Genomic DNA, 12,269 nt, shown 5'->3' on the forward strand with positions numbered 1-12,269 from the left:
GCGAAGCGAGCTGGGCCGATGAGCGAAAAGAGTGCATCCCACCCGTACGGGCTGCTCCGGGGGCCACGGCAGATCGTCTTCGGGCCGGGCCAGCGGCACGGGCTGGGTCAGATCGTCGCCTCGCTCGGCGGCAACGCCCTGGTCTGCACGGACGGCCGGATGGCGGAGCAGCCGGAGTTCCGGGAGATGGTCGCCGACCTGCGCGCCTCGGGCGTGACCGTCGAGGTCTTCGCCCAGGTAGCGGCGGAACTGCCCACCGGCACGATCGTGGACTGCGTCGACGGGCTGGCCGGGAAGACCATCGACGTGGTGGTCGGGATCGGCGGCGGCAGTTGCATCGACCACGCCAAGGTCGTCTCGCTGCTGTTGGTGCACGGTGGACATCCCCGGGACTACTACGGCGAGTTCAAGGTTCCCGGTCCGGCCCTGCCGGTGGTGGCCGTGCCGACGACGGCGGGCACCGGATCCGAGGTCACTCCGGTGGCCGTACTCGCCGACCCGGATCGGGAGATGAAGGTCGGGATCTCCAGCCCGCACCTGATCCCGCACACCGCGCTGGTGGATCCCGAGCTGACGTACACCTGTCCACGGCCGCTGACCGCGCACGCCGCCGCGGACGCGCTGACGCACTGCGTCGAGGCGTTCACCGCCGTCCGCCGCGAGCCCACTCCGCTGCTCGGCACCGCGCGGGTCTTCGTCGGCAAGTCGCTGCTGACCGACAGCTACGCGCTGGCCGGGATGGAGCTGATCGGCCGGAGTCTCGTCGCCGCCGACCGGGACGGCACCGACCGGACCGCCCGGAACGAGCTGCAACTCGCCGCGCTCTACGGCGGGCTGGCGCTCGGCACCGCCGGCACCGCCGCCGCACACGCCCTGCAATATCCGATCGGCGCGGCGACGCACACGCCGCACGGCGCCGGGGTGGGTGCGCTGCTGCCGTACGTGATGGCCTACAACCTGCCGGCCCGGGTGTCGGAGTTCGCCGAGGTCGCGACGGCGCTCGGCGTACCGGCCGAGCCGGGTGCGGGCGAGTTCGACCGGGCCCGTGCCGCCGTGGGGCGGGTGGCGGAGCTGCTCGGCGCGGTCGGCATCCCGCGCGACCTGGCCGAGCTCGGGCTGGGCGCGGACCGGCTCGACTGGGCCGCCGAGCAGGGCATGACGGCGGCCCGGCTGGTCGACAACAATCCCCGGCCACTGGACGCCACGCAGCTGCGCCGGATCGTCGGGGCGGCGTTCGCCGGAGACCTGACCGGGCTGCTGCCCGGCACACCTAAGCCAGCAACCGAAGACAGGTGAACCACGGATGACCGACGTAGCCACACTTCGTACCGACCTGTTCGTCGACGGCGGGTGGCGGCCCGCGAGCGGCGGCCGGCGCCTCGACGTGGTGAACCCGTCGACCGGGGAGCCGATCGTCTCGGTGGCGGACGCGGATCCCGAGGATGCCCTGCTGGCGGTGGGGGCCGCCGCCTCTGCCCGGCCGGGCTGGTCCGCGCGGGCGCCCCGGGAGCGGGCCGAGATCCTCCGGCGCTGCTACGAGGTGATGATCGAACGCGAGGACGAACTGGCCGCGCTGATCTCGCTGGAGAACGGCAAGGCGCTGCCGGACGCGCACGGCGAGGTCCGGTACGCCGCCGAGTTCTTCCGCTGGTACGCCGAGGAGGCGGTACGGATCATCGGCGACGTCAGCGTCGCGCCCAGCGGGGCGAACCGGATCCTGGTCCAGCACCAGCCGATCGGGGTGGCGGTGCTGGTGACACCGTGGAACTTCCCGGCGGCGATGGCGACCCGCAAGATCGCACCAGCGCTGGCGGCGGGCTGTGCCGTGGTACTCAAGCCGGCGGCGGAGACCCCGCTCACCGCGTACGCGGTCGCGGAGATCCTGCACGAGGCGGGCGTACCGGCCGGGGTGGTCAACGTCGTCACCACCAGCGATCCCGGGCCGGTGGTCTCGGCGATGCTGCACGACCCCCGGGTCCGGGCGCTCTCCTTCACCGGCTCCACGCAGGTGGGCCGGCTGCTGCTGCGCGAGGCGGCGGACCAGGTGCTGAAGTGCTCGATGGAACTGGGCGGCAACGCCCCGTTCATCGTCTTCGACGACGCGGACCTCGACGACGCACTCGACGGCGTGATGATCGCCAAGATGCGCAACGGCGGCCAGGCCTGTACGGCGGCGAACCGGATCTACGTGCAGGACGGCCTGCGGGAGAGGTTCGTCGCCGGGCTCGCCGCGCGGATGGCCGCACTTCCGGTCGGCCCCGGCACCGCGCCGGAGACGCTCTGCGGCCCGCTGATCGACCAGCGCAGCGTGGACAAGGTCGACCGGCTGGTGACCGAGGCGGTCGCCGGGGGTGCCCGGGTGGTGCTCGGCGGCAGGCCGCTCGACGGCCCCGGGTACTTCTACCCGCCGACCGTGCTGGACGGGGTCGCCGCGCAGGCCCAGCTGGCTCGCGAGGAGGTATTCGGGCCGGTCGCCGGGGTGATCCCGTTCGCCGCCGAGGACGAGGTGGTGGCCGCCGCCAACGACACCGAGCACGGGCTCTCGGCGTACGTCTACACCCGGGACCTGGCCCGCGGCCTGGCGGTCGCGGACCGGCTGGAGAGCGGGATGGTGGCGATCAACCGTGGCCTGGTCTCGGATCCGGCGGCGCCGTTCGGCGGCGTGAAGCAGAGTGGGCTGGGCCGCGAGGGCGCCCGGGACGGGCTGCTGGAATACACCGAGGCCAAGTACGTGGCGCTGAACTGGTGAGGACGCAACGGGAGTCGACCTGGTCGACCGACGCGCAGAGCGAGGAGTGGTGATGGGCGACGACCTGCGGATCCGTCGGGTGGTCACGCGTGAGGTGCCGTGGACGATGCCCGACCTCGGGCGCGACCCGCTCGGCTTCAACCCGGTGTACGCCAAGGGCGCCCAGGCCCGGAACATGGGCTACGTCATCACGATCGAGACCGATGGCGGGGTGACCGGCGAGTACGCCTGGTCACAGGGGGGCCGGGGCGTCTCCACCACCCAGATCGCGATGGTGGGCCGGTATCTGATCGGCAAGAACGCGCTGGACCGGGAGCTGATCTGGAACGACCTGAAGCGGGCGCTGCGCAAGCACGACCGGTTCGGGATCAGCCCGATCGACATCGCGCTGTGGGATCTCGCCGGCAAGAGCCTCGGTGCGCCGATCCACTCGCTGCTCGGCACGTACCGTCGGAAGCTGCCAGCGTACGCGTCGACGTACTTCGGTGACCCGAGCGGTGGGCTGGACAGCCCGGAGGCGTTCGCGGACTTCGCCGTGCGGTGCCGGGAGCTGGGCTATCCGGCGTTCAAGATCCACGGTTGGACCGACGGGAACATCGCCCGCGAGGTGGCGACCGTGCTCGCCACCCGGGCGGCGGTCGGCCCGGAGATGGACCTGATGCTGGACCCGGCCTGCCACTACCCGACCTTCGCGGCGGCGCTGAAGGTGGGCCGGGCCTGCGACGAGGCGAACTACCTCTGGTACGAGGACCCGTACTCCGACGGTGGCGTCTCCGCCTTCGCCCACCGCAAGCTGCGGCAACTGATCCGGACGCCGCTGCTGCTCGGTGAGCACGTCCGGGGCCTGGAGGCGCACGTCGACCAGATCGTCGCCGACGGCACCGACTTCGTCCGGGCCGACCCGGACTACGACGGCGGGATCACCGGGGTCATGAAGATCGCGCACGCCGCCGAGGGCTTCGGGCTGGACTGCGAGATCCACGCCTCCGGTCCGGCCCACCGGCACGCCATGGCGGCGATCCGCAACACCAACTACTACGAACTGGGGCTGGTGGCCCCCGGCCTCGATCCGAAGAGCCGGCACTACCAGGTGTACGCCGACGGGTACAACGACGATCTCGAATCGGTCGACGCGCAGGGGTGTGTGACCGTGCCGGACGGGCCCGGTCTCGGGGTGACCCTGGACTGGGACTGGATTCGGGCCCGGGAGACCGGGGTAGCCGTCTACGAGTAGGCGGTCGGCACCGGGAGGAACTCCGGCTGGCCGGCAGGTGGACCCAGACCCGCCTCCGGCCAGCCGGTCCGGTGGTACCTGGTAGAAACGACGGATGCCCCGCAGCATCGCGACGAACACCCGCGTGGAACGGCCGGACCTGGTCGAGTTCCTCCGTCCACGACACCGCGCCATCCTGATCACCACCCGGCCCGACGGCCGACCCCAGTCCTCGCCGGTGGCCTGCGGTGTCGACACCGAGGGTCGGATCGTCGTCTCGACCTATCCGGAGCGGGCGAAGGCCGTCAACGTCCGCCGGGATCCCCGGGTCTCGGTCTGTGTCCTCTCCGACGACTGGAACGGCCCGTGGGTGCAGGTCGACGGCACCGCCGAGGTACTCGACCTGCCGGAGGCGCTGGAGCCGCTGGTGGAGTACTTCCGCTGCATCTCCGGGGAGCACCCGGACTGGGACGAGTACCGCGAGGCCATGCGTCGGCAGGGCAAGTCGCTGATCCGGGTCACGGTCGACAGTTGGGGTCCGCTCGCGACCGGCGGCTTCCCGGCCCGGCTCGCCGACTGACCCGGAGGAGTCCCGACCAGCGGGTGCCTCACATCGTGACGAGCAGCTTGCCGGTGGTGTGCCGGCGGACGAAGTCGACGCACGCCTGTACGCCCTCGTCGAGGGTGTAGCGGCGGCCGATCGTGGCCGGCAGTTCACCCGAGACTGCCAGTTCCCCGACCTCGCGCATCCCGCCGAGGCTGCCGTCCATGTCCAGGACGAAGTGCAGCCGTACGTCGTCCCGGCCGATCCACTCCTGCTGCGGTACGGGGTAGGTGATCGTGAGGAGCCGTCCGCCCGGGCGGATCGTGTCGGCGACCGCCCCGAGTTGGTCGCTCGGCAGGGTCAGGTTGAACGCGACGTCGACCTCGGCGGGATAGCCGGACGCCGGGTACCCGATGATGTCGTCGGCGCCGAGCGCGCGCAGGACGTCGGCGTCGGCGTCGGTCGCGGTGGCGATCACCCGTGCCTTCGCGGCGGCGAGCAGTGGGACCACGGCGGTACCGACACCGCCGGTCGCGCCGACGACCAGGACGGTCTCCCCGGGCTGCACCCCGGCGGTGGCCATCAGCGCCCGCGCGGTGAGGCCGACGGTGGGCAGGGCCGCCGCCTGTTCGATGTCGAGGCCGGCGGGCCGGTGCGCCAGGAACGGGGTGTCGGCCTCGAAGACCGCGTACTCCGCCAGCGAGCCGGTGCTCAGCGACGGCCGGGCCACGCCGGCCATCGCCCGTAGCGCCCGGGGCACGGCCTGTCCGAAGATCTCGTCGCCCACCTGGTAGGCCGCCACGCCGGCACCGACCTCGCTGACCGTGCCGGCGAAGTCGTTGCCGGGTACGTGCGGGAACGGCAGTGGCACGGTGTCGCGGAAATCGCCGCTGGGCAGCCGGACGTCGGCCGGGTTGATGGACGCGGCGGCGATCCGGACCTGGATTTGTCCCGGCCCGGGGCGGGGCGCCGGCAGCTCGGTCACCGTGTACTCCTCCGGTGGCCCGTAGTGGGTCGCGACGACTGCCTTCATGTCTTTCCTCCATAAACGGACCGGGCGGTCATGTTCTCCGGCGACGCTAGCAATAAACGGACCGGGCGGTCAACTTGTTAGGATCACGGCGTGACCTCGACCCGTCCCCTCCGTGCCGACGCCGCCCGCAACCGGCGACTGCTGCTGGCCGCCGCCGCGGACGAGTTCGCGGAGCGGGGTCTGGACGCCTCGGTCGCCGACATCGCCCGCCGGGCCGGCGTCGGGAAAGGCACCGTGTTCCGCCATTTCGCCACCAAGAACGACCTGATCGCCGCGATCGTCCTCGACCGGATCGACGCGCTCAACGCGGTCGGCGCGGAACTGCTCGACGCGGCGGACCCCGGCGCCGCGCTGCTGGAATTCCTCACCGTCGCCGCCCATCAGCGACAGCAACGCGACCTGTCGTTCCTGCACGAGTCCGGCGAGTTGCCCACGGAGGTCACCAGGGCCCGCGAGGAGATGTCCGATACCGTGCACAGGCTCCTCGACCGGGCCCGGAAGCACGGCGCCGTGCGGGACGACGTCACCGGCGCGGACATCATCCTGTTGATGTGCGCCCCGAACTACGTCGCCAGCTACGTGCCGGATGCCTCACCCGACCTGTGGCGGCGGTACCTCGCCATCATCTTCGACGGCCTACGCCCGCAGGGCGCCCATCCGCTGCCCCACCCCGCGCCGCCGACCCCCTGACGCACCGACTGCCGGTACTCCCGACTCGCTCAACGGCCCGGCGGCCTGCGCAGGGCCGGCAGCAGTGGCGCGACGCTGGCACAGAGCGCCACCAGGACGCATCCGCCGGCGAGCGGAAGCACGGCCGACCACGGCACCACCACCGGTACGCCGGAGACGACCGACCGCAGCGCCAGGACGACGATGGCCAGGCTGGCGCCCAGCACCCCGAACCCGAGCAGTACGCCGATCCCGCTGGCCAGCGCCGCCTCCCGGGCCACCATCCGCAGCACCTGCCCGACGCCGGCCCCGGCGAGCCGGAGCACCGCGAGTTCGGACACCCGGCCGGCGGTCGCCATGTAGTGGGTGTTGGCGATCGACAACGCTGTGTAGACCAGGGCGAGCCCGACGACGGCGAGCAACGCGAGCCGGGACAGCCGGTCGAACTCCGCATCCAGTGTGGACAGATAATCCCCGGTGCCGGTGGACGTCGCACCGAGCGGGCCCACGGCATCCGCGACGGCCCGACCGACGACCGCCGGATCCGACCCGGCGCGCGGCGCGAGATACACCGCGTCCGGCACCGGCGAACCCGAGTGGGCGCTCGCCATCGACCAGGGCAGCAGCATGGCGGGCAGGCCCGGCCGTTCGTCGACGATCGCCACGATCCGCAACCGGACCGGCACGCCATCGCCGAGCCACACCGTCGCCGTGTCGCCGAGCCGCCAGCCATGCTCGCCGGCCATCGACCCGGTCACCGCCACCGTGTCGCCGGTCAGCTCGGCGAGCGTTCCGGCCGTCACCGGAAGCCGGAGGGCCTGCCCGGCGCTCGCCCCGTCGAGATACCAGGCTCCGCGCTGCCGGACCTGGTCGCCCCGCCGGTCGTAACCGAACGTCTGCTTCACCGGCATCGCCACGGCCACCCCGGGTGCGGTGCGGACGGTCTCGACAACCTGCCTGGAGAGCACGGCACCGGGCTGCGGCAGCACGACCAGCGGGGCGACGACGTGGTCTCGGACCGACCGGGCCTGCGCCCCCGACAGCGTGTCGGTCCCGGCCAGGGTCGCACTGGCCAGGCCCACCGTGACCAGCACCGGGGCCGCGGTCGCCGCCGTACGCCGGGCCGCCGTCAGGGCGCTCTCCCGGGCGAGGATCCCGACCGGGCCACGGGCGCCGAGGCTGAGCAGCCGGACCAGTGGTGGAACGAGCACCGGGGCCAGCAGGGTGCCGCCGAGGATCAGCAGCATCGCCACGACCAGGAGGTAGGCCGCGCCCTCCGGGGTACGCAGCAGCGGCGTCACCGCGCCGGCGCCGAGCAGGCAGGCCAGTCCGGCCAGCCGACGCGCCCAGTTCCGAGCCGGAGCGTCCACGGTGGACGTCCGCAGCGCCTCGACCGGACGGATCGTGCCGGCCCGCCGGGACGGCAGCCAGGCCCCGGCGACCGCCACCAGCAGCCCGGCGCCGAACGCCACCAGCAACGGCAGTGGAGTAGACCGGACCGTGAACCCGTCCGGCGCCAGTCCGGCCCGGGTCAGCCAGCCGGCGAGCGGCGGGGCGAGCAGGACGCCGAGCCCACAGCCGGCGAGCCCCGCCAGCACGCCGGTGCCGACCGCCTCGCCGAGCACCAGGCGGCGCACCTGACGCCCGGTGGCACCGGCGGCGCGGAGCAGCGCGAACTCCCGCCGCCGCTGTGCCACGGTGAACGCGAAGGTGCCGGCCACGACGTACGCCGAGACGAAACCCGCCAGGCCGGCCGCAGAGCCGAGCAGTGACGTGGTCGCGACCAGCAGTCCGGCGTCCGGGTCGGGTTCGGCGTCGCCACGTTCGGCACCGGTGAGCACCCGTAGCTGCGGCTGGTCGGCCAGCGCCGCCCGGACGTCCCGGGCCAGCGCGTCGGGATCGGTGCCGGGGGCGGCGAACAGGGCCACCGCGGCGATCCGCCCGTACGACAACGCGGTGGCGACCTCCTCGGTGACGTACAGCGCGGGCGGTGCGGCGGAGCGCAGCACTCCGCTGACCGTGAACCGGCGCGGTCCGGCCGCGGTGTCGACGGTGATCCGGTCGCCGGGACGATGCAGGTCCGGGCCGGAGACGACGACCTGGTCGGCGGCGACCGGCGGACCGCCGGCCACGAAGGCGTACGGATGCAGGGCCGCCGCCGTCCACGGATGCGCCTCGGTCGCGGCTCCCGAGCGGGCGACTCCGGCCCGGTCGGTCACCAGCCGCGCGACTCCGGGCAGCGTGCCCAACCGGGCGGGGACCACGTTCGGGACCTGGCCACGTTCGCCGGGCGGCAACAGGGTCTGCCCGCTGGGCTTCCGCTGGTCGTCGACACCGGTGCCGGCGATCGACGGCCCGGCGACCACCACGTCCGGACTCCGATACCACCGTGGCTCCCGGACCTGCTGCTCCAGTGCGGACACGAGCGCGAGACCGGCGGCGGCGAACAGCGCGACCCCGAGGGCGAGCGCCACGAACGAGCCGACGAAACTGGCCCAGCGGGCGGCCAGGGTGTGCCGGACGATTCTGATCATCGGGTCTCCACCTCCCCGAACCGCTCCGGTGCCGTCCCCGGAGCCGATCCCGGGGCCGCCTCCAGGACCGTCATCCGGCCGGCCACCGCCGTCGGAGTCGGGTCGACGAGGTCACCGACCAACCGCCCGTCGCGGAGGAAGACCACCCGGTCCGCGTACGCGGCGGCGACCGGATCGTGGGTCACCATGACGATCGTCTGACCGCGCTCGTCGGCCGCGTTCCGGAGCAGGGTCAGCACCCCTGCGCCGGTGGCCGAGTCGAGCGCTCCGGTCGGCTCGTCGGCGAAGAGCACGTCCGGCCCGGTGACCAGTGCCCTGGCCAGGGCCACCCGCTGCTGCTGTCCGCCGGAGAGTTCGGCCGGTCGGTGCCGTAGCCGGTCGGCGAGCCCGACGGCCGCCAGCGCCGCCGTAACGGCCGCCCGGCCCGGACGCCGGCCGGCCAGCAGCAGCGGCAGCGCCACGTTGAGTTCCGCGTCGAGGAAGGGCAGCAGGTTGAAGGACTGGAAGACGAACCCGAGCCGGTCCCGGCGGAACCGAGTGAGCCGGCTCTCGCTCAGCTCGGCCAACCGCACTCCGCCGATCGACACGTCTCCGGCCGTCGGATGGTCCAGCCCGGCCGCCGTCTGCAACAGCGTGGACTTGCCCGATCCGGACGGGCCCATCACGGCGGTGAAACTTCCGGCCGGGAAGTCGATCGTCACCCCGTCCAGCGCGGTCACCGCCGCCGGGCCGGTCCCGTAGACCTTGCGTACCTGACGCAGCCGGACCACGGCTGCCTGTTTGTCCGTCACCGGCTCAGGATCGCGGCGGGATCGGCCGGGGTCACTGGTGCCGGGGTTACCGGCCCGGGTAGTGCCAGCGTTACCTTCGCGCGGTGCGGCCGGTCCGACCGCCCCGCCGGCCGTACGGTGGACCACCATGGACCCGACTCCAGGCCGTACGGCGGGAACGGCGGCACAGGCGCTCACCGGTCGTCCGGTCCGGTTCAGTGCCTCGGCGTGGCCGTGGCGGGCGACCGGCTACCTGCTGTCCGGCTGGATTCCGGCGCTGCTCTGGGTGACCGGGGTGCTGGTGCTGCTCGTGGTGCCCGCCGTCGGCCTGCTGGTGCTGCTGGCCGGCATCCCGCTGGCCGCCGTGGAGCGCTGGCGGGTCCGGCTGGTCGATCCGACCGGAATCCGGTCGCCGCACGCCCGACTGGTCCGTCCCGGCCTGTGGGGCTGGTTGGGCACCCGGTTCCGCGAGCCGGCGACCTGGCGGGAGTTGGCGTACGCCCTGGTCTTCTCGCTCGGGCTCGCCTGGCTCGACGCGGCGGTCGCGCTGCTGGTGCCGTGCGTGCTGTTCCTGGTCTGCTTTCCCGCCATCGTCGTCGGAGTCCCCCAGTACCAGCCGGACCCGATCCTCGGCTTCGCCGCCGCCGAACTGCCGGAGGCGTTCGCCGCCACCGCCGCCGGGCTGCTGCTCCTGCCGGTCGTCGGCTACCTCGTCACCGGGTACGCGGTCGGCCGGGCCGCGCTCACCCGGGCGCTGCTGGCACCGCCGGATCGCCGACTCGACGTCGAACTGACCGAACTCACCCGGTCCCGGGCCCGGATCATGGACGCCATGGACGCGCAGCGGCGACGGATCGAACGCGACCTGCACGACGGTGCACAGCAGCGGCTGAGCGGACTCCTGATGACCCTCGGCATGGCCCGGCTGCACCTCGACGGGGTCTCCACCCCGGTCAGTGCCCTGGTGGACAAGGCGTACGAGCAGGCCGGCGCCGCGCTGTCCGAGCTACGCGAGCTGGTGTACGGCATCCATCCCCAGGTGCTCACCGACCACGGGCTGGCTCCGGCGGTGACGGAACTCGCCGAGCGCAGCCCGGTCCCGGTCGACGTCGACATCGACCTGCCGCGACGCCCGCCCGAGTCGGTCGAGGCGGCGGTCTGGTTCATCGTCGGCGAGGCGCTCACCAACGTCGCCCGGCACAGCGACGCCCGGCACGCCCGGGTCGGTGTCCGTGCCGACCGCCGGCGGCTGGTGGTCGAGATCTCGGACGACGGGCGCGGCGGCGCGGACCCGACCGCCGGAACCGGGCTGGTCGGTCTGGCCGACCGGGCATCGGTGCTGGGCGGCCGGCTCACCGTGACCAGCCCGCCCGGCGGCCCTACCGTATTGCGGGTGGAGCTGCCGTGCGGATCGTGATCGCCGAGGACGCCGCCCTGATCCGCGAGGGCCTCACCCACATCCTCGACCACTTCGGGCACCGGGTCCGCACCGTGGCCGACGCGCCCGGCCTGCTCGCCGAGGTCGCCCGGGAGCTGCCGGACGTCGTGGTCACCGACATCCGGATGCCGCCGAGCTTCCGCGACGAGGGACTCCGGGCCGCGCTCGAACTCCGGCGCCGGCATCCCGGACTACCGGTGCTGGTGCTCTCCCAGTACGTCGAGCACAGCTACGCCGCCGAGCTGGTCGAGGCCGGTCGGGGCATCGGCTACCTGCTCAAGGACCGGGTCGGCGACGTCGCCGAGTTCGTCGCCGCCCTCGACCGGGTGGCGGCCGGCGGCACGGTCATCGACCCCGAGGTGGTACGCAAGCTGCTGGCCCAGCGCCGGATGCGGGCTCCGCTGGAGCGGCTCACCGTCCGGGAACGGGAGGTGTTGGCCCTGATCGCCGAGGGGGGCTCGAACAACGCCATCGCCCGGCGGCTCGCCGTCTCGGATGCCGCGGTCGCCAAGCACGTCAACAACATCCTGGCCAAGCTGGATCTGCCGCCCAGCACCGAGCACCACCGACGGGTGCTCGCCGTGCTCGCGTACCTGCGCGGCTGAGCGGCTACCCAGCGGGGAGGCGCCGTCAGCCCAGGTAGAGGCAGAACGGGTGACCAGCCGGGTCGAGATGGACCAGGACGTCCTCCTGTGGCTGGTGGTCGGCCCGGGTGGCGCCGCAGGCAACGGCGTGCGCGGCGGCCCGCTCCAGGTCGTCGACGCGGATCTCGAGGTGCGCCATCATCTGCTGGCCACCGGGCCTGGCGGGCCAGGCGGGCGGGGTGTACGTCGCCTCGCTCTGGAAGGCCAGGCCCACGCCCCCGGCGGGGTTCCGCATCAGGACCCATTCCGGCTCCTCCTCGGTGATCTCCCAGCCCAGGAGCTGCTGGTAGAAACGGGCGAGCACGACCGGGTCCGGTGCGCTCAGGTTGACCGTCGTCAGGGTCAGACCCGTGTCACCCATGATGCGAATCCTCCGACTGTCGTGGCTGGACCATTCCTCGATACCACCGCCACCGGGCCGGTGACCACCGGGCGTGCCGTCGGGGTCAGTCGCGGGCGAGCAGATAGGCCCGGTCGGGATCGATCAGCACGTGGACGTTGGTGCCCTCGTCGAGCGCCCGGCCGGGATCGCGGCCCGGCTCGGTGACGGTGATCGTACCGCTGGTCGTCTCGACGTCGTAGTCGATGGTCGGCCCGTGGAACGTCGACCGGAGCACCACCCCGATCCCGCGGGTTGCTACAGAAGCCGAGGGCTCCGACGTAGCTCCCGGTCCA

12 protein-coding genes are annotated in these 12,269 nt (G+C 73.1%); 7 read left to right on the forward strand and 5 right to left on the reverse strand.

The window, feature by feature from the left end; all coding sequences use genetic code 11:
* Window positions 1-18 precede the first annotated feature (18 nt).
* From ACFP2T_RS34500 to ACFP2T_RS34515, 4 genes are all read left to right on the forward strand, one after another.
* Window positions 19-1,296, forward strand: coding sequence for an iron-containing alcohol dehydrogenase (locus ACFP2T_RS34500; RefSeq protein ID WP_377429294.1), 1,278 nt, complete (start codon window positions 19-21; stop codon window positions 1,294-1,296).
* Window positions 1,297-1,303: 7 nt separating this feature from the next.
* On the forward strand, window positions 1,304-2,749 hold the full coding sequence (locus ACFP2T_RS34505) for an NAD-dependent succinate-semialdehyde dehydrogenase (RefSeq protein ID WP_377429295.1): 1,446 nt from the start codon (window positions 1,304-1,306) through the stop codon (window positions 2,747-2,749).
* Window positions 2,750-2,801: 52 nt separating this feature from the next.
* On the forward strand, window positions 2,802-3,983 hold the full coding sequence (locus tag ACFP2T_RS34510) for an enolase C-terminal domain-like protein (RefSeq protein WP_377429297.1): 1,182 nt from the start codon (window positions 2,802-2,804) through the stop codon (window positions 3,981-3,983).
* Window positions 3,984-4,077: 94 nt separating this feature from the next.
* The gene (locus tag ACFP2T_RS34515; protein WP_377429299.1) at window positions 4,078-4,542 is read left to right on the forward strand and encodes a PPOX class F420-dependent oxidoreductase; all 465 of its coding nucleotides are present in this window, start codon (window positions 4,078-4,080) and stop codon (window positions 4,540-4,542) included.
* Window positions 4,543-4,570: 28 nt separating this feature from the next.
* Here the strand turns inward: ACFP2T_RS34515 and ACFP2T_RS34520 are convergent, their stop codons facing one another.
* Window positions 4,571-5,539, reverse strand: coding sequence for an NADP-dependent oxidoreductase (locus tag ACFP2T_RS34520; protein WP_377429301.1), 969 nt, complete (start codon window positions 5,537-5,539; stop codon window positions 4,571-4,573).
* Between the two features lie 90 nt (window positions 5,540-5,629).
* Here ACFP2T_RS34520 and ACFP2T_RS34525 point away from each other — a divergent pair, with 90 nt between their 5' ends.
* Complete coding sequence (locus tag ACFP2T_RS34525; protein WP_377429303.1) at window positions 5,630-6,229, forward strand: TetR/AcrR family transcriptional regulator; 600 nt, start codon at window positions 5,630-5,632, stop codon at window positions 6,227-6,229.
* Between the two features lie 29 nt (window positions 6,230-6,258).
* On the opposite strand, the gene ACFP2T_RS34530 is transcribed toward ACFP2T_RS34525, so the two are convergent.
* Together ACFP2T_RS34530 and ACFP2T_RS34535 are read right to left on the reverse strand one after the other, a co-directional pair.
* Entirely contained in the window at window positions 6,259-8,742 is a 2,484-nt protein-coding gene (locus tag ACFP2T_RS34530) for an FtsX-like permease family protein (RefSeq protein ID WP_377429305.1), read from the reverse strand.
* Window positions 8,739-9,533 (reverse strand): ABC transporter ATP-binding protein, encoded by a 795-nt coding sequence (locus ACFP2T_RS34535; protein ID WP_377429307.1) that lies wholly within the window; start codon window positions 9,531-9,533, stop codon window positions 8,739-8,741. Before ACFP2T_RS34535 ends, ACFP2T_RS34530 begins: the two co-directional genes overlap by 4 nt.
* Window positions 9,534-9,660: 127 nt before the next feature.
* Between ACFP2T_RS34535 and ACFP2T_RS34540 the strand changes: the two genes are divergently transcribed.
* Both ACFP2T_RS34540 and ACFP2T_RS34545 read left to right on the forward strand, forming a co-directional pair.
* Window positions 9,661-10,929 carry a sensor histidine kinase gene (locus ACFP2T_RS34540; protein WP_377429309.1) on the forward strand — a complete coding sequence of 423 codons (1,269 nt, stop codon included), beginning with the start codon at window positions 9,661-9,663 and terminating at the stop codon, window positions 10,927-10,929.
* A complete protein-coding gene (locus ACFP2T_RS34545) occupies window positions 10,917-11,555 on the forward strand; it encodes a response regulator (protein WP_377429311.1) in 639 nt (212 codons plus the stop codon). Before ACFP2T_RS34540 ends, ACFP2T_RS34545 begins: the two co-directional genes overlap by 13 nt.
* A gap of 25 nt (window positions 11,556-11,580) precedes the next feature.
* Here ACFP2T_RS34545 and ACFP2T_RS34550 read toward each other — a convergent pair whose 3' ends face one another.
* A complete protein-coding gene (locus tag ACFP2T_RS34550; protein WP_377429313.1) occupies window positions 11,581-11,955 on the reverse strand; it encodes a VOC family protein in 375 nt (124 codons plus the stop codon).
* Window positions 11,956-12,040: 85 nt separating this feature from the next.
* The gene (locus tag ACFP2T_RS34555) at window positions 12,041-12,211 is read right to left on the reverse strand and encodes a hypothetical protein (RefSeq protein ID WP_377429315.1); all 171 of its coding nucleotides are present in this window, start codon (window positions 12,209-12,211) and stop codon (window positions 12,041-12,043) included.
* Between the last annotated feature and the right edge of the window lie 58 nt (window positions 12,212-12,269).

This window comes from Plantactinospora solaniradicis (genome assembly GCF_042658085.1).
Lineage (GTDB): Bacteria > Actinomycetota > Actinomycetes > Mycobacteriales > Micromonosporaceae > Plantactinospora > Plantactinospora solaniradicis.